This is a genomic window from Planctomycetaceae bacterium, from assembly GCA_041398785.1.
Taxonomy (GTDB): domain Bacteria; phylum Planctomycetota; class Planctomycetia; order Planctomycetales; family Planctomycetaceae; genus JAWKUA01.
In genome coordinates this window covers 38,356-54,848 of record JAWKUA010000012.1, presented here as the reverse complement: position 1 = coordinate 54,848, position 16,493 = coordinate 38,356, and the positions used below count along the sequence as shown (strand labels likewise).

At 58.8% G+C, this 16,493-nt stretch carries 13 protein-coding genes; 9 read left to right on the top strand and 4 right to left on the bottom strand.

Features of this window, described 5'->3' with window-relative positions:
• Positions 1 to 16: 16 nt before the first annotated feature.
• On the bottom strand, positions 17 to 4,750 hold the full coding sequence (locus R3C19_15080) for a hypothetical protein (GenBank protein ID MEZ6061669.1): 4,734 nt from the start codon (positions 4,748 to 4,750) through the stop codon (positions 17 to 19).
• A 1,082-nt stretch (positions 4,751 to 5,832) separates the two neighbouring features.
• On the opposite strand from R3C19_15080, the gene R3C19_15075 reads away from it, so the two are divergent.
• A complete protein-coding gene (locus R3C19_15075; GenBank protein ID MEZ6061668.1) occupies positions 5,833 to 7,539 on the top strand; it encodes a hypothetical protein in 1,707 nt (568 codons plus the stop codon).
• A 15-nt stretch (positions 7,540 to 7,554) separates the two neighbouring features.
• On the opposite strand, the gene R3C19_15070 is transcribed toward R3C19_15075, so the two are convergent.
• A complete protein-coding gene (locus R3C19_15070; protein ID MEZ6061667.1) occupies positions 7,555 to 7,998 on the bottom strand; it encodes a hypothetical protein in 444 nt (147 codons plus the stop codon).
• Between the two features lie 326 nt (positions 7,999 to 8,324).
• Here R3C19_15070 and R3C19_15065 point away from each other — a divergent pair, with 326 nt between their 5' ends.
• Together R3C19_15065 and R3C19_15060 are read left to right on the top strand one after the other, a co-directional pair.
• Positions 8,325 to 8,579 (top strand): hypothetical protein, encoded by a 255-nt coding sequence (locus R3C19_15065; GenBank protein MEZ6061666.1) that lies wholly within the window; start codon positions 8,325 to 8,327, stop codon positions 8,577 to 8,579.
• 275 nt (positions 8,580 to 8,854) lie between these two features.
• Positions 8,855 to 9,295 carry a hypothetical protein gene (locus R3C19_15060; protein ID MEZ6061665.1) on the top strand — a complete coding sequence of 147 codons (441 nt, stop codon included), beginning with the start codon at positions 8,855 to 8,857 and terminating at the stop codon, positions 9,293 to 9,295.
• Positions 9,296 to 9,322: 27 nt separating this feature from the next.
• Here R3C19_15060 and R3C19_15055 read toward each other — a convergent pair whose 3' ends face one another.
• Positions 9,323 to 9,787, bottom strand: a complete 465-nt coding sequence (locus tag R3C19_15055) for a hypothetical protein (GenBank protein MEZ6061664.1) — start codon at positions 9,785 to 9,787, stop codon at positions 9,323 to 9,325.
• A gap of 190 nt (positions 9,788 to 9,977) precedes the next feature.
• On the opposite strand from R3C19_15055, the gene argF reads away from it, so the two are divergent.
• Positions 9,978 to 10,892: an ornithine carbamoyltransferase gene (gene argF, locus R3C19_15050; GenBank protein ID MEZ6061663.1), complete on the top strand. Its 915-nt coding sequence runs from the start codon at positions 9,978 to 9,980 to the stop codon at positions 10,890 to 10,892.
• A 190-nt stretch (positions 10,893 to 11,082) separates the two neighbouring features.
• On the top strand, positions 11,083 to 11,814 hold the full coding sequence (gene rph, locus R3C19_15045) for a ribonuclease PH (GenBank protein MEZ6061662.1): 732 nt from the start codon (positions 11,083 to 11,085) through the stop codon (positions 11,812 to 11,814).
• Positions 11,815 to 11,882: 68 nt separating this feature from the next.
• On the opposite strand, the gene R3C19_15040 is transcribed toward rph, so the two are convergent.
• On the bottom strand, positions 11,883 to 12,683 hold the full coding sequence (locus tag R3C19_15040; protein MEZ6061661.1) for a polyphosphate kinase 2 family protein: 801 nt from the start codon (positions 12,681 to 12,683) through the stop codon (positions 11,883 to 11,885).
• Between the two features lie 165 nt (positions 12,684 to 12,848).
• On the opposite strand from R3C19_15040, the gene R3C19_15035 reads away from it, so the two are divergent.
• The 4 genes from R3C19_15035 (at position 12,849) to R3C19_15020 (ending at position 16,491) form a co-directional block, all read left to right on the top strand.
• The gene (locus R3C19_15035; GenBank protein ID MEZ6061660.1) at positions 12,849 to 13,223 is read left to right on the top strand and encodes a rhodanese-like domain-containing protein; all 375 of its coding nucleotides are present in this window, start codon (positions 12,849 to 12,851) and stop codon (positions 13,221 to 13,223) included.
• A gap of 151 nt (positions 13,224 to 13,374) precedes the next feature.
• Positions 13,375 to 13,911, top strand: a complete 537-nt coding sequence (locus tag R3C19_15030; GenBank protein ID MEZ6061659.1) for a DUF2760 domain-containing protein — start codon at positions 13,375 to 13,377, stop codon at positions 13,909 to 13,911.
• A 200-nt stretch (positions 13,912 to 14,111) separates the two neighbouring features.
• Positions 14,112 to 14,774: a DUF1080 domain-containing protein gene (locus tag R3C19_15025; protein MEZ6061658.1), complete on the top strand. Its 663-nt coding sequence runs from the start codon at positions 14,112 to 14,114 to the stop codon at positions 14,772 to 14,774.
• Positions 14,775 to 14,799: 25 nt separating this feature from the next.
• Positions 14,800 to 16,491 (top strand): dihydroxy-acid dehydratase, encoded by a 1,692-nt coding sequence (locus tag R3C19_15020; protein MEZ6061657.1) that lies wholly within the window; start codon positions 14,800 to 14,802, stop codon positions 16,489 to 16,491.
• The last annotated feature ends 2 nt before the right edge of the window (positions 16,492 to 16,493 follow it).

Sequence of the window (16,493 nt, the reverse complement as noted above, 5' to 3'; positions counted from 1 at the left end):
AACGCAAACCCGTTGGTCACATCAAGTGAGTTGCCGACATTGCCGCGGAAGACCAGGTCGAGTCGTGCCAGAGGATCACGATAGCCATCATTCCAGATGAAGACCGGATCGTGTCCGGAATTAAAGAACCCCGGGACTGGCGTGGAATCTGGCTGACAAAGCTGTCGACATAGAAGTCCGCCCCGATGTTTCCGTCAAAGGAGTTATTGACGACCTCCGCGTCAATCCCTGAGAGCCCAAGCTCCGCTTCCGGCGAGGCAACCCTCGTCCGGCCGATTGTATCGACGGCTCCAACACGAACGACCAGACCGCCGAGCGTCCCCGTGACACTTGCGTAGTTGTGTGTCCAGTCAAGTGATTGATTTCCGCTTGCATCCTGCCCGATCGCCGAATTATTTACCGGCACGACGGAGTTCCTGGACCTGGTGCCGTTGGATTCGATCCGGTTGTCCTGCACGCGAAGTTCGATGTTGGGACTGATCGCGAATTCGATCTCCCGCGTGGGGGCCGGGTCGACCTGGAATACACGCGTACTGTCATTTCCGCGGATCGCGTACTGCTCAAATTTCACATCCAGCGGATCTTCAGGCCCGTTCTGAAGCTGGAAGTGCGACGCTGTGTTGAGTACGTAGATGCCCTCCAGACCGTTCGACAGGATTTCGTTGTTGATCAGCGAGATTCGGGAGTCTTCACCCACGCGGTTCAGAATGTCGACTCCGCGGAGCACGTTGTTGTTGATCCGGGAATCGGAAATCGTCAGCGAGGAGACGTCAATTGTGTCGATATCCTGGCCGCCACCGAAAATTGGCGGCAGCCGCTGCCAACTGTCTCCGAGGTATTCGACGCCGTCACCGTGGTTTCCGGTAATCGTGGAATTATTGATCATCACGTTGACATCACTGGCGACCTCGTCACCGTGTTCGACGTTGCCGCCTTCCGTTTGGGCGAAATGGCCGATGTCAATCCCGTCGCCCTGGTTGTTTCGGTAGAAGTTCAGGTCCGCCTGGATCACTCGAATCCGACCCAGTTCTGCAAGATACGCCCCAATATCCTGGGTGATTTTCAGCCCGTCTTCACCGTTGTTGTCAAACAGATTCGCACCCGGAATCGTTCCGTCACCAAGTACCGCGGACACGCCCTGTCCGACCTGCAGGCCGCTTTGCCCGTTTTGGACGAACTGACTCGACAGGCTGTGAATGTCGATGTCATTTCCGCCGACGCGACGTTCAAAAAAGTCTGTCTTATCTTCAATGGAAACAGAACGCGCGCCGTCTTCGCCATTGAGACTGAATTCGCTGCGGAGCCAGTCAATCGTGCCGAAGGAAGCCCCGTGATTGCGGAAGCCCGTCAGCATGTTGCTGTTGAACGTGCTGTCCGTGAACGAACTCTGGAAAATCAGTGTGTCAAAGAAGTTAAAGGCGTCAACACTGAAGCCATCACCGAAGTTTTCGTCGAAGTGTGACTGGGTTGCGTTGAAGACGACTTCCACCTGCTGGAACGCGAGAATTCCCACGCCCCCTGCTGACCCGGCAGAACCGGCCACGCCGTCATTCGGGTGGTGACCATTGCCGTTGGCTGCCGCACCGTTTCTGCGTACCGAGTTATTGTTAAAGTCGACACCGATACGGGCGTCGGCCTGAACATCGATTCTGAGGCCGTACTCACCGTTGTCATCAATGTTGTTTTCATTGATCTGGAAGTCGAGACGGTCCTTGACGGTGTTGATGGCAAACAGTTCGAAACCATCGCCGCCATTGTTTGTGGCGTTGTTGCGTTCAAAGACGACCGAGTTCAGGTCACCGTCTTCGGATCGGACAAAGTGGAATCCGTCGAGGGCATTGTTGAGGAAGTTGTTGTCGGTGACCCGCAGGTCCTGAATCTTGGAGCTTTCCCGAAGGATGAAACTCAGACCGTTACCTTCATTGCCCTGGTTGTCCACACCGATGATGTTGTCGTCGATGACGGACTCGGCCAGGATCGCAACGGATTCGGACGACAAGAGGTCTCCCTGCAGCCGGACAACAATACCGTCGCCTTCCAGGCCGCTGCCGGGGTTGTTGTCATTCTGTGTGCTGGTGATTCGGTTCTTCCGGATTTCGAAGGATCCGGTCGCAAAGTCGAGGGCATCAATCAGAATCGACGCTCCGACATTTCTGTCCATTGTGTTGCCGTCACCGGTTGCCGCGGTCCCGATATTGACGTCGAAGCTGATATCCTGCAGCGACGGCAGTGCCAGCGGATCAGCGGGGTTCAGCGGCAGATCTGTCCCCAGACCAAAGCTGTGGGATTCGATGTGAATTCCCTTGTCGCGATTGGTGGAAATGTCATTTCCGACGATGTCACCGTTGAAGATGGTGCCGGCTGTAAGGTCGACATAGAACCCTGCCTTGCCGTTACCCGTGATGCTGTTACCCGACACTTCCTGCGGCAGGCGGTCTCCGGTCGGCGTCAGATCGGCGAGCCGTACCCAAGTGCCCTGGCCGGTGTAGGCACCGTTCCCAACAGCGCCATTCAGCCGGAAGTGGTCGGCATCGATGCGGACGATGGTGAACGTGCCATTGGCCGCCGTATTTCCTTCGACACCCATGACTCTGACCTGCTCACCCGATTCCAGGCCGTGGTTCAGCGACGTAATCACGATGCCATCCGTATTGGAGGCGGCCGTTACAACGTCCGCTTCCCAGGTGGCAAGTCCCTCGGACGTATCGTAGGTTCCGCTTCCCGCGGCACCGTCGAGCGTGAACGTATCTGGTCCCGTGACGGTGACCGTGAACACGCCATTCACACCAAGAACGCCGGCCGCATTGCTGACGCGAACCTGATCTCCGGTTGTCAGACCATGGTCGGCAGACGTGATCGTGACACCTCCCGCTGTACTGATCGCCGAAATCGTCCCCCGGGAAACGCTGGCCTGCATATCGATCGTAATCAGGTTGCGAGCAACGCCGCCCTGGAAGTCGGGCAGATACCACGCTCCGCCGCCGGCATAGACGACGTTGGGAGACAGGCCGTTGACGCCCTGCAGGCTGAACCGGTTGTTGTCGATGCGCGTCACCACGTGACGCCCGTTGCCGGGGTGGGGAACGCCGGGAACGTCGTTGGTCATTCCCTGAATAATGATCTCGTCACCGGTCTGCAGACCGTGATTCGTCGACGTGATCACGACCGGATTGTTGTCAAAGGCATCTTCCACCAGCCCCTTGCGAGAAACTTCCGGCTGAATGTTGACTCCGAATCCGCTGTTGTTGGCGATGACGTTTCCAATGACGGCACCCGTGAAGTCGCTGTCCACGAGAGCCATATGAATTCCGTCCTGGCCGCTGGCAACAAATGTGTTGCCTTCAATGACGCCGGTCACATCGCTGTGAGCTCTTGCATTGATCAGCAGGCCATGTCCGGCGCTTCCGGTCACGGTGTTTCGCAGGATCGAAGCGTTCGTCACCGGAGCATTTGTCAGATCCAGATTGATTCCCTGAGTATTTCCAGCGACTCCGGCCCCCACAGCGAACTGTGATGCCGTGAAACTGTCCGGATCCGCGACCATGACGCCGGAAACACGCTTGGGCACACTTCCGGCGGTCTGGCCGGCGGTAAAGTTGACCTCAATGGCCGCTCCGACCAGATCGTTGCCAAACACCGATGTCGGGATCGGTGGATCGGCTGGGTTTGTGGGAGCCAGGTCGACGTCGATCACAAATTCCAGAGCTTCACCCGGCGCGAAGGCCGTGGGATCAAACGTCACGGTCAGGATCTGTTTTGTGGCGTCCAGTGTCGACGACACGACGCCCGTGGGATTTGTGTTACCAGGGTCATTGGTGACAGTAAATGCCTTGCCGGTGACGGCGTTGGTATCGAAGATCAGCCCCAGCGGCGTCAGGTCAAAGACAAAACTGGTAATCCGTTCGCCATCGGTCGCATTGTTCTGAAGCCTGAATGGCTGCTGGAACGTATCACCCTCCGCGCGGAACAGCACGTCAGCGCCGCGGTCTGTACCAACGACATTGTCGGCAATTACCAGACCGTCCAGGGGCGAGTCGTTTACCTTAATCTTGACAGCGTCACGATCCAGCGCGTCGATCTGCTGGTTTTCCAGAACTCGGAAACCGTTTGCCGTAGCTCCGGTGGTGGCGGAGACCAGAACGCCTTCAAATCCCGCCGGCGCGACGATCGTGTTCTGAGTAATCAAACCATTCAGAATATCGCTGTTGTTGGTCGCCGTGATTCGCACACCGGGGAACTCAGAGTCGTCGACTGTGATGGCATCGACGTCGGTCCCGCTCAGGTTGATGGAGATCCCCAGACCATTGCCGCCGTTGACCTGCCCGTTCACCAGCACATCTTCGATGGCGATCGTGTGCAAGCCGGTGACGTTTGTCAGGTTGATGTCGATTGCGGTACCCGTGAACGCGGTTACGTCCGTTGATTCAATGGCAATGCTGTCCAGATTGATGTTGGACAGATTGATCGTCAGTGCCTTGCCAGTAGACGTCAGAATGGCATCTTCGATCACGATCGAATCGTTCGCGCCCAGCGTCGCATTGGTGAGTGCAACCGTACCGGCGGCGTTCGTGAAGTCGTCAACGTTGGAATTGTTAATTACCAGGGCCGTCAGCAACGCCCGGCTTTCCAGCAGCTCAGTCGCTGCTGTCTGTCGCCGGAAACCGACCGACCGGCGCCCCATCGATGCGTGGCTTCCCGGTACAGAAAACAGTTGTCGCTTGGCAGCGGAAAGCCAGGTATTCAACAGCATGGCAGTTAACCCAACGAAGAGTTCTGTAAAGACAAAGTAAATTCAGCGGGATTTATACAGCGGGCCGCAGCTTCTGACACGCGAGTTGCTGCAGCGAAACAAGTGCTTGACAGAATGTCTTAGACGGTCTCAAGAAAGATGCGAAGTCTGAGCGTTACAGGCAAGCGAAACAGTGCCGCCCCAAAGAGAAGTCGGGGACAACCGGCGGTTGATAAGAGGCAATATCCAATTCGGCTCAAGTTTCACGAATCCCGAAACGTCAGTCACGAATCATCGGCCTGGACGGGTGCGCAGCAGGCGCGCAGTTTCCGGGACGTTTCCATCCATATCAAAGATTCGGTCTGTGACAGCTTTGCGGTTTAGCAATTCCCCTGAGGTTGCCGCAGTAGGATATGCAAACGCAAGGGGAGACGCCGAGACCAATTCTTTCCAACACGCATCGCTTACTTTGGCGAAGCTAGGCAGCTTTGACGGGGAACCGACCGAGCCGTTGCCCACGCAAACCGTGACCGGAAGTATCACGGTCACGCTGCCTGGGAACCTTCCCATGGTCTGGTTCGGGAACGCGCAGGCAAACAACCGATACGGCGAGTTCCCAGAAAACTGAACGAACGATCAGTTCAATGAAACGCTCAATTTGTTGCTGCCGTGATCGAAATCGCCGAGGAACCACGGATTCGCCACGAATCCAGAAAACACCATAAAGCTTTTATGCAAAAAGATTTACAGCGCAATTTCGACGAGGAATCCGGCTGATTTCAAAGAATCTTAAGAGATTCTCAGAAAACCATGTCCGAATGCCCCCCTCTGTTGCGATTCCCAGTGGGTCGGTCTTGCTTAGTACATCCAGTGCCGAATTCAAAACACCAGAAACCGGCTATCGCGGCGACGAGCAGGCAGAGCATCGGAACACGGGTTCAACACCGCTTGAGTGCATCACATCGTTCCGGGCGCTGTCGCAGTCGCCGCGTTTTTTTGCGCGCTGCCCGCTGAATACCGGCAGATTCTGCCTTCGACTTCCCGCTCTTGCCGGTATTTGGTAAACCGCCGGCACTGGTTGTGTCCTGCAGGGAAGTTCTGCGATGAGTCTGACATTCACGCTGGCTGCCGTCTTCTTACTAAGCCTGATTTTTCTCGCGATGGTTTATGGCGAGAAACTGAGCGTCGTTGAATTCTTCGACGGGCGCTGGCTGACAGCCACCAGCGAAATGCTGGAAGAAAGCTGGTTTCGGCTCTGTGAAGGCCTGGATGACGTCCGGTCGTTTATCAGCGAGCATTTTTGGTGGGTGACAGCGGCAACATCCGGGACGACGGGAGTCGTGCTGATTGCACTGATGATGTTCAGCGGCCTTTCTCAGCAGGCGCTGGCCGTCAAACGGGATGAAAATGCACTGATCAACGCTGGCAGCGTGCTGGACTTCACCCCTGAGATCAACGCGACGAGCGAGTCCGACGCGGCGGCAATTTCGACAACGCAGGAGGCACCGTTGACGGAAAGCGGCGTTTCGAACGTGGTCTATCAGGTTCCGTCGTCAATCAGGTTCCGGCTGCCGCAGGTTGAGCACATCGCCGTGTATCCGGAGTACCCGGAGTTTCCGGCGCGCGAATACCCGCGTCCTGAACAGCCGACGCCTGGCGACGACGACTTTCCGCCGCTATTCGACTTTGGCAGCGCTCCGGTCAGAAGCGAGCCGGTAGACTTTCACGAGCCGCTGCTGAGCCGCGAGACGGACCGTCGCTGGTTGTCCGGTCCGGATCTGCGACTCAGCCTCGATTCCACAGGTCGCGTCCTTGCGGTACGTGGCCGTGAGATTTCCGCGCCAGCGCTGACGGGTGTGGTGGACCGCGCCATCGCCTCACTGCGGTGGAACAGGGATGACTGGCTGTCGGCGGCATTTCGGACGCCGGACCCGACGTCGCGAGGAAGTCTGGCGGCACCCCTGCGCGAGGATTCTGATTTCGCCGTGCGCGACATGCTGACTCGCGTGGACGTCATTCCGGGCAGAATGGTGTCCGCAAATGACCTGCGAGTCGAAAAGAACGTTCCCGCGACGCCGGGCGACGGCGGATTCAGCGTGGAAATCCGCGTCCAGAATACCGGACAGGAACGCATCGGCGGATTGCTGCTGCGTGAGTTGTTGCCGTTTGACTGGCAACCGACGGACATGCAGCCCGTCGGTGTTTACCGGGCAGACACTGTAACTTGGCTGATCGACGAACTGGATCCGCTGGCGGAGCGGGTTTTTCGACTGGACGTGACTTCGGATCGCCCCGGCCGGTACGAGTCGCGCACGGAAATCTCCGCCATTGCCGCTGTCGCAAGTCCGACGAGAGTGCAGGCCGGACAGACGCTGAACCGGCAACCTCTGCCGCCCGCTCTTCGCCCGGACGTCCGTCTCACTCTGGAAAAACCGATTGGCGTGGTGCAGGTAGGAAAAGTCTTCGAAGTGCTGTTTAACCTGACCAACGTCGGCGACATTGCTGCGGAGGGCGTCGATTTGCGAGTGACTCTGGACCGCGGCCTGGGACACCACACTCTGGACGATTCCGACCCGGTGCGGCGCATTGAAAACGGAATCGCTCGCCTGGCTGCCGGCGACTCACGGAGGATCGTCCTCAAGCTGCGGGCGATCGAGCCCGGCCTGCACTCCGCGACCGCTCAGATGCTGCTGCAGGACTCAGAACTGGATCTGATAACGTTCCGGGTTGACGCTGGCACCGCTGGCACCGCCGGCACCGAACCGACGGACCTTCCTCCGGACCGTCAATCGCCGGGCATGTTTGAGTAGCAGCGAGGGAAATTGCTACTTCCTCAGCGCCCGTCGCGTCCTGAACTTCCGAATCGCGAAGAGTGCTCGCAGCGCCGGACGAGAGAACAGCAGCCGCGATCGCAGCCCCATCCAGCCGTCATGGTGCTGGTATTCGATGTGTTCGTGGACTTCCGTCGTTGCTGGCGTGATTGCGGCAAATCGGTGCGTATGCCGCCAGAATTTCATCGGGCCAGCGTCCTGGGTATCCGTGAATCCGGATGGACTGACGCTCGAATGGACCGCCTTCCAGTAGATCGGAAACGGTCCGATCCACATCGTGAACTCAGTGACGGATCCATCTGACGGCGGTTCCGCGCGGTGCATCTTCACGATCGTCAGCGGTGGTGTCAGCTTTCGGAACGCGTCCGGCTGGAAGTGAAATGATGCCACAGCGTCCACAGGCGCGTCGACAGTGAAACGGTAGTCGAAGTGTTGCATAGTGTTCTGGATGCAAAGGGAATTCCGCCGGGACCATGTCACCGTCATTCACCGGACGCGTGGTCCCGCATTTTGATCTGACGCTGACTGCGGCACCGCCGGACGACGCTTCTTCGCCGGCGATCTCCGCATGATTGCTGCAGTCGACAGATTCGCCAAAGTCTGCTCGCGTCGCCCGGATTGTTGGCCGTCGATCGTGCGATTTTCACAGAGATCGGTTTTATGGGTTAGAGTTGCCAAAACGCAACATCGTCTCCCATCCGGCCCGTTGCCGGTTCGGCTTGACGTCGCACCCCTGGCTGAATTCTTGCTGCGGAGTTCCTGAAATGTTTCAACTGTTTAGACGGCTGGTGAAGGATCAACAAGGAATGATTCTTTCGTCCGAAGTCGTACTCGTGGGAACCATTCTGGTTCTGGGTGCCATCGCGGGGCTAACCAGCTTGCAGTACGCCGTGACTCACGAACTCAACGACGCGGCTAACGCGTACGATTCCCGGTCGCAGTACGGCGGTTCGGGTGATACGTATACCGTTCACGACAGCACTGGTGTCCCCGAGGTTTCCTGTAATTTCGGCGGGTAAACCTCACACAACCAAAGGATCTGCTGGCTGCGACAGGGAATCCGCAGACGGACAGATCGCACTGCCCGGCCCGGCATGCCTTCATTGGCGTGCCGGGCCTTTGCCGTATCGGGGCTGCCGTGAACCGGTATTGCCGGATTTTTCACCCTCGCGGAGGGATTTCTTAAAGTCGGAGGGTACTTCTTGCGAGGGCTGATCGTCACGCCGTAGGATGCCGATAAGACGCAACAGACACACCGGCGGACAGGTCAGCACTGGCACAAGGCAAGATCGCGATGAACAAGAAACAGGTCGTGGCCCTGACGATCTTTACAGGCGTTTTTGGCGTGTTGCTGATCGTTACCCTGTTATGGGGCATCCTGTTCGGCGGCTCCGGCGGAAACATCTTTACCAGCCCGATGCCGGCAATCATCTGGGCTCTGGCCTTCATAGCGGCAGCGGTAACCGCCGTCGCGCCAATTCTGTTCTTTCTGTGGTACCCTGCCGACGGCATGGCTGCGGCAGTGGCGGCTCCCGCTGGCGACGCGCCTCCGGTTGACGACGAAGACCATGCCGAGGGCGGTCGCGAAGAATTCGCTGATGAAGACGCCGACGACACGCTGGATGGCGAGACCTTCGACGCCGACGACGACGAGAGCGAAGAGGTCCAGATGTTCGACGACGGCTTCGACGAAGAGGAGCTGGACGACTTCGAGGACGACGAAGACTTTCGCTGATCGTTCCTCCGCACGGACGTTCGCGGCTCAGGGATAGACAAGATCAAACTGCGGGCTGCCGGTGACCGGCCAGAGCACCAGAAAATGGTGGATCGCGTCGCTGAGAAGCAGCGCCAGCGCGGCTATCAGCAGCCATTTCGTCGCCAACGGAAACCTGTCCCACAGCAGACACGCAGCCAGCATCATCACTCCGCCGATGTAGCCGTGGTGAATCCGAATGCCACAGGTCAGACTGCCAATCGTGGATGCCGTGTGCATGGTCGACTGGAGCCGGCATCCAAACCTCAGGAAACACGTCACAGATTCGACGACGATTGTCAGCAGAATCGACGGCACCAGAAGCGCGGCTCCTGATCGGGCATGAAATGATGGCCGCGACGCAATGGCGTTCAGGCGGCGCAGGGAATTGCGAACCGGATTCGTGAGCCGCCTGCGGGACCGCGCCAAGTTTTCCTGGTCCGAGCGCGAACCGGGCAGCGTTTCACGCGTCATGGCTTCTTTCGGATCTTAAAAAAGCTGTGTTTTTCCGTGGGACGCCTTACCCTGCGGAAGGGAAACTGCCACAATTCCGGATTCGAATTTTCCTCGGCTGAGCTGTCTCCTCCGGAGATGCCTCAGTCGTTTTCTGTTTCCCGGTCCACCGGAATTGATCGCGGAGCCAGAATTCTAACGAAGATTTGCCATGCCCCGACATCTGATTTCATTGTATGACCTGAGCCCCGGTGACGTGACAGAGATTCTCGACACGGCCATCGACCTGAAGCAGAAGTACAAGCAGAACGACCGCCCGCAGCTTCTACCGGGACGCGTTCTGGTTCAGATGTTTGAAAAGCCCTCCCTGAGAACGCGCAACAGCTTCGAAGCCGCGATGGTGAATCTGGGAGGATCCGGGATCTTTCTGACAACGGCCGAAGTCGGTCTGAATGGACGTGAATCGCTCTACGACGTCGCCACCGTGCTGAGTTCGTACAGCGATGTCATCACGATGCGCACTTTTTCACACCAGTTGATCGAAGACTTTGCCAGGTATTCTTCGTGTCCGGTTATCAATGCACTCTCCGACGACCGCCATCCCTGCCAGGCTCTGACGGACCTGCTGACATTGCGCGAGGCGTTCGGTGATCTTCAGGGCCGGCACCTGGTATTCGTCGGCGACGGAAACAATGTATCCCGGTCGCTGGCGATCGCGGCGGCCATGACGGGCATGAAAATGACGCTGGCGGTTCCGGAAGGCTACGAGCTGTGCAGTAGCTTTACTGCCGAGCTCACGAAGCAGTTTCCGAGGGCTCAGTTCACTCAATCGCACGACCCCAAAGACGCGGTACGTTCCGCGGACGTCATTTACACCGATGTCTGGGCCAGCATGGGTCAGGAAGCGGAAGCCGAACGTCGGAAGCAGGCGTTTTCCGGATTTCAGGTCAACGCGGAACTCATCAGCGCGGCGCCGAAACAGGTGAAGGTGATGCACGACCTGCCCGCCAAGCGAGGGCTGGAAATCACTGATGACGTCATGGACGGACCGCGCAGCATCGTGTTTCAGCAGGCGGAAAACCGCATGCATTTGGCACGAGGCCTGTTCGCCTGGCTGCTGACATGATGCGCAACGACGCCGCAACGTCGCTTCGCGTCTCTGACGGCTGGCCGTGTGGGGAGGTTTCGTCGGGCAGGTTCAGCGCTGCGGCGAAACACCCCGCTATTTCCGTTGCCGGGAGTCCGCGTCGGAGCGCAGCGTTCGGCAAAGCTCGCAGTGAGACATATCCAGAAACTTCGCCACCGGGAATTCCGCCATGTCGCGTCAGGACGGCCGTGCTGCCAATGAACTTCGCCCCATCAGGATCCAGCGGAACTTTACGAAGAATGCGGCCGCCAGCGTCCTGATTCAGGCGGGCAACACGATCGTCCTGTGCACAGCCAGCCTGGAAAACAGCGTGCCCGCATGGCGAAAGCCCCGCGCAGAAGGTGTCACCGCAGCTGGCTGGGTGACGGCGGAATATAGCATGCTTCCCGGCAGCACGGCGCCGCGGAAACAGCGGGATCGGCTGAAAGTGGACGGCCGGACGACGGAAATCCAGCGGTTGATCGGCCGCAGCCTGCGGGCCGCCGTCGATTTCCAGGCGCTTGGCGAGCGAACGATCACGATCGACTGCGACGTCCTGCAGGCAGACGGAGGAACTCGAACCCTGAGCACGACGGGCGGATTCATCGCTTTGTGCGACGCCGTCCTGGGCATCGAGTCGCCGCGGCCGATCCTGAAGGACAGCGTCGCCGCCGTCAGCGTCGGCGTTCTCGACGAGCGACCCGTGCTGGATCTGGACTATGCAGAAGACAGCCGCGCCGAAGTTGATATGAACGTCATCATGACGGGAAGCGGCCGTTTCATCGAAATTCAGGGCACTGCCGAAGGCGAACCCTTTGACGAAGATCTGCTGCACCGGCAACTGAGCCTGGCACGCGACGGAATCCGTCAGTTGACGCAATTGCAGAAAGACGCTTTCGGCGATGTATGGCCGCTGACGTAACTCGAAGGTCGTCGGCGCAGACGGCTCCACCAGTGCCGGGCAGCGAATGTCGAACTCGGTGCCGGCGGCTATTCAAACTTCACGTCGCTGAGATCTTCCGACTGCGGATATTTTGGATTCATCCGCTTCAGTGTATCGATCATCACTCGGGCGATCGCGACGTTCCGGTACCACTTCTGATCAGACGGAATGGCGTACCACGGAGCATGTTCTGTCGTACAGAATCTGAGCATGTCCTGGAACGCGAGCTGGTAGTCATCCCATTCCAGGCGTTTGGAAAGGTCAGCACGGTCGAATTTCCAGTGTTTTTCCGGATCGTCGAGCCGGTCCTGGAACCGCTTCTTCTGCTCCTCCTTCGAAATGTGCAGAAAGAACTTCAGGATCGTCGTCCCGGATTCGGTCAGGTGCTTTTCAAACTGATTGATAATCTCGTAGCGGGGTCGCCAGACATTTTCGGGAACAAGATTGTGAACCCGCACCACCAGCACATCTTCATAGTGTGAACGATTAAAGACGCCGATCATGCCGGTGGCGGGAACCGCGTTGTGGATCCGCCACAGGAAATCGTGCGCCAGTTCTTCTGAAGTCGGAGCCTTGAACGGCGTCACAACCACGCCCTGAGGATTCACTCCCTTGAACACCCTGCGAATCGTGCTGTCCTTGCCGCCGGCATCCATCGCCTGGAGCACAACCAGTAGCTTCTGCTTCGATTCCGCGTACAGCATCTCCTGCATCTTGATGAGCTTATCCCGCAGATCCCGAAACTCCCTTTCGGCGGCACGGCGATCATCGTGAAAGTCATCGGCTCGCGTGGGAACTTCGGACAGTTCGATTTGCTGTCCTGGAAGCAGGCGGTGTGTATCGGGCATTGGGCTGGGCTCCAGCGGAGTTCTACGGTCGGCGATCCTGCAGAAACTGCAAGCGATCGCAGGTGCATCGGCGTGAGAAGTGCTGACATCATGGAGGACGATCGACCAGGAAGCTAGAATACGGCTTGTCCCATTCAACAGCATCACCTTTCCACAGGCCTAACGATGGCAGCGAATCATTCGCCGCAGTTCCTGAGCATTGTCAATTCGGTCCGCAGCCAAATCCGGGAATGCACGGTCCATGATGTGGCAGTGCGGCTGCTGGATGGTTCGCATTTCCATTTGGTCGACGTCAGGGAAGAAAGCGAATTCGCCGCCGGCCGAATTCCCGGCGCTCTGCATATCGGCAAGGGAATCATCGAACGGGACATTGAAGAACGAATTCCCGATCAATCCGCGACCATCATTCTTTACTGCGGCGGCGGCTATCGATCGGCGCTGGCGGCCTTTAATCTGCAGCAGATGGGATACGTCAACGTAATCTCCATGGATGGCGGTTTTCGAGGCTGGACGGATGCCGGGCACGCGGTGGACGCATAAGACCGATTCCCGGCGGAAGGCGCTGCACAGCATCCGCTGCGGCGAGTCTTAAGTCGGCGACACCGGTCGGCGCGTGTGCCACCGCCCGGTGCATGTCTGACGAGCAGACTCGACACCACGAACGAACTCAACAGGGAAATAACACATCACCATGGGACGACTTGGTCTCGCGCTAAAGATTTTGTTCAACAGCCAGGTCGCTCAGCAGGCCCTGGACGCGTTGTCCGGCAGGCCGGCGGCTCTGCCAGACACGTCCGCGACTACCGTGGAAAAGCCCGCACCGGCGGCCCCGCCAAAACCCGATCGCAGCGACGCTGTTACTCTGCTGGCCGCGCTTCAGCGAGAAGCTCGGTTTGTGGATTTCATTCAGGAATCGATCGACGGCTACAACGATGCTCAGGTCGGCGCCGCGGTTCGTGAAATTCACCGCGGCTGCCGGACGGTGCTGGACCGCATGTTCGCCCCGACTCCGGTTGTCGAAAGCAGGGAAGGAAGCACGGTCGAAGTTCCGGACGCAAAATCGGAGCGGTATCGGTTGACGGGCAACGTCGCCCAGACGGCGTCAGGCAGTGTGGCCGGACAACTCGTTCATCACGGCTGGCAGACGACGAAATGCGATGTCCCCAAATGGTCCGGCAGCAGGAAAGGGGCGGCGGTGATTGCTCCGGCTGAAGTCCAGGTGCCGTGATCGTCGGCGGTCGTGCCGACACCGTCTGCTGAGCTTCGCCGGGAGCCAAATCTCAGGCATGCCGTATCTGCGCATTGGCCAGAGGCACGCACGCAGCGATCGCTTTTCGATGTCCGGCACAAACGCCAGAATACGGCTGGCACCACCCTGCCCGTACCGTGCCGCAGGGTTTTTCGTTCCCGCCATGGGGATCAGATTTTATGAGCAGACACGATCAAAACCTGTTGGCAGGAGTCTTCCTGACGGCACTGACACTGTGCTGCGTCGCGCCCGCGACTGCGACAGCACAAAGCGAAGCGGAGGAATCCGATTTCAAGCCGCTGTTCGATGGCGATTCCTTCGACCACTGGGACGGTGACCGGAAGTGGTTTCGCATCGAAGACCACAGCATCATGGGCGGATCGCTGAAGGAACGCGTGCCGATGAATTTCTTTCTGCAGCACGAACGCGAATTCCGTGACTTTGAGCTTCGGCTGCAGTTCCGGCTGATCGGCGACGACACCAACGCGGGGATACAGATTCGCAGCCAACGAATTCCGGATCACCACGAAATGATCGGCTACCAGGCGGACCTGGGCCAGAACTACTGGGGTGCGCTGTACGACGAATCGCGCCGGCGGAAAGTGCTGGCCGGACCTGATCCGGAAAAGATCAAAGCTGTCCTGCGACAAGACGACTGGAACGACTATCGCATCCTGTGCCAGGGGCCGCGAATTCAGCTTTGGATCAACGACCTGCAGACCGTCGACTACACCGAACAGGATTCCGATATTCCGCTTACAGGGCGCATCGCCGTGCAGATTCACGGCGGCCCGCCGGGTGAAGCACACTACCGCAACCTGCGAATTCGTGAAATTGAGTAGGCCCCGGAACACCTCAGGAACCAACATGCCAGGCACCACCAACTGGAACAGCCAGCAACTGACGCACGGCTGGCAGCGCGGACTGACCGCCTTCTACTACGCCATCGGAATGACCGACCAGGACTTCGACAAGCCGCAGGTCGGAATCGGAGTACCGCTGCTGGAAGGCAATACCTGCAACGTCCACGCCTATGAGCTGGCGAAGGAACTTCAGGCCGGTTGCCAGGACGCGGGACTGCTGGCATTTCCGTTCGGAACTCCGGGCGTCAGCGATAACATTACTCAGGGAAATGAAGGCGGCAATGCCAGCCTGCCGTCCCGCAATCTGATCGCAAACAGTGCCGAATGCGTCATCACGGCTCATTGCTATGATGCCATGATCGGGCTGCACAACTGTGATAAGAACGGCCCCGGCTTCGCGATGGCTCTGGCTCGCACGAATTACCCGGGGCTGATCGTCAGCGGCGGAAGCATCCTGCCGGGCTGCCACGACGGAAAAGACATCACGATCCTGGACGTGTATGACTCGCAGGCCGCTGTCGCAACCGGCTCAATGACGGCTGAAGAAGGGGATGAGATCATTCGCAGGGCCTGCCCCGGACCCGGCGGGTGTGGAATCGCCGCTTCGTTCAACACCTGGGGCCTGGCGATGGAAGCCATCGGGCTGATGCTGCCGGCCAGCAGTTCCATTCCTGCCGTGGATCCGGCCAAGCGCGAAGAATGCCGTGCCACCGGAGTCGCTGTGAAACGCCTGCTGGAACGCGGCATTCGTCCTCGCGATGTTCTGACCAAAGCTGCGTTCCGTAATGCCGCCGTCACAATCGCCGCAGCCGGAGGTTCAACCAACGGGGTGCTTCACCTGCTGGCGCTGGCTCGCGAAGCCGGTGTGGACTTCACGCTCAGGGATCTGCAGCCGATCTTCCGGGAAACTCCCGTGCTGTGCAGCTTTGCTCCGCGCGGGCCTCGAACGATGGTGGATCTGCACCGGATCGGCGGTACTCCGGTCCTGTTGAAGCACCTGCTGGACTGCGGGTTGCTGGACGGAAGCTGTCTGACGGTCACCGGAGGGTCGCTCGCCGAAAACCTGGCCGACGTCGGGCCGCCGCCGGACGGTCAGGATCTGATCGTCGATGTCCCAAACGCGTACAAGCCGTTCGCGGACATGCAGGTCTGCTTCGGAAATCTTGCTCCCGACGGCATCGTCTTCAAAGTGTCCAGCATGAAGGAACCGCACTTCGAAGGCACGGCTGTCTGCTTTGACGATCCTCGCGACATCGTCAAGGCGGTGGAACAGCGTCGCATCCGACCGGGATCTGTGATCGTGCTCAGGTACTGGGGACCGGTCGCATCCGGAATGCCGGAAGTCCTGGTTGCCAGCGCCGCTCTGGCAGTCCCGGAACTCGATGGCAAAGTGGCCTTCATCTCCGACACGCGCGTTTCCGGAGTTTCCCACGGAGCAATCGGAGTTCATTGCTCGCCGGAAGCAGCCGTCGGCGGACCGATCGCCTGCGTGGCTGACGGAGACGTGATTGCTTTTGACTTGCTGAAGGGAACGGTTGAGGTTCGCGTGAGCAATGCCGAACTGCAGCGGCGGAAGGCCAACCTGCGTGATTGGAAGCCCCGCGAACCTCGCCGCGGCTATCTGGCCGACTTCTGCGCCACTGTTTCTCAGGCACATCATGGCTGCGTCAGCACGGCGCTGATTCCCGACGCGTGATG

Bases quoted from the DNA above. Each gene is read 5' to 3' on its own strand.
- R3C19_15080 (MEZ6061669.1), bottom strand. From the start codon at position 4,750: ATGCTGTTGAATACCTGGCTTTCCGCTGCCAAGCGACAACTGTTTTCT.
- R3C19_15075 (MEZ6061668.1), top strand. From the start codon at position 5,833: ATGAGTCTGACATTCACGCTGGCTGCCGTCTTCTTACTAAGCCTGATT.
- R3C19_15070 (MEZ6061667.1), bottom strand. From the start codon at position 7,998: ATGCAACACTTCGACTACCGTTTCACTGTCGACGCGCCTGTGGACGCT.
- R3C19_15065 (MEZ6061666.1), top strand. From the start codon at position 8,325: ATGTTTCAACTGTTTAGACGGCTGGTGAAGGATCAACAAGGAATGATT.
- R3C19_15060 (MEZ6061665.1), top strand. From the start codon at position 8,855: ATGAACAAGAAACAGGTCGTGGCCCTGACGATCTTTACAGGCGTTTTT.
- R3C19_15055 (MEZ6061664.1), bottom strand. From the start codon at position 9,787: ATGACGCGTGAAACGCTGCCCGGTTCGCGCTCGGACCAGGAAAACTTG.
- argF (MEZ6061663.1), top strand. From the start codon at position 9,978: ATGCCCCGACATCTGATTTCATTGTATGACCTGAGCCCCGGTGACGTG.
- rph (MEZ6061662.1), top strand. From the start codon at position 11,083: ATGTCGCGTCAGGACGGCCGTGCTGCCAATGAACTTCGCCCCATCAGG.
- R3C19_15040 (MEZ6061661.1), bottom strand. From the start codon at position 12,683: ATGCCCGATACACACCGCCTGCTTCCAGGACAGCAAATCGAACTGTCC.
- R3C19_15035 (MEZ6061660.1), top strand. From the start codon at position 12,849: ATGGCAGCGAATCATTCGCCGCAGTTCCTGAGCATTGTCAATTCGGTC.
- R3C19_15030 (MEZ6061659.1), top strand. From the start codon at position 13,375: ATGGGACGACTTGGTCTCGCGCTAAAGATTTTGTTCAACAGCCAGGTC.
- R3C19_15025 (MEZ6061658.1), top strand. From the start codon at position 14,112: ATGAGCAGACACGATCAAAACCTGTTGGCAGGAGTCTTCCTGACGGCA.
- R3C19_15020 (MEZ6061657.1), top strand. From the start codon at position 14,800: ATGCCAGGCACCACCAACTGGAACAGCCAGCAACTGACGCACGGCTGG.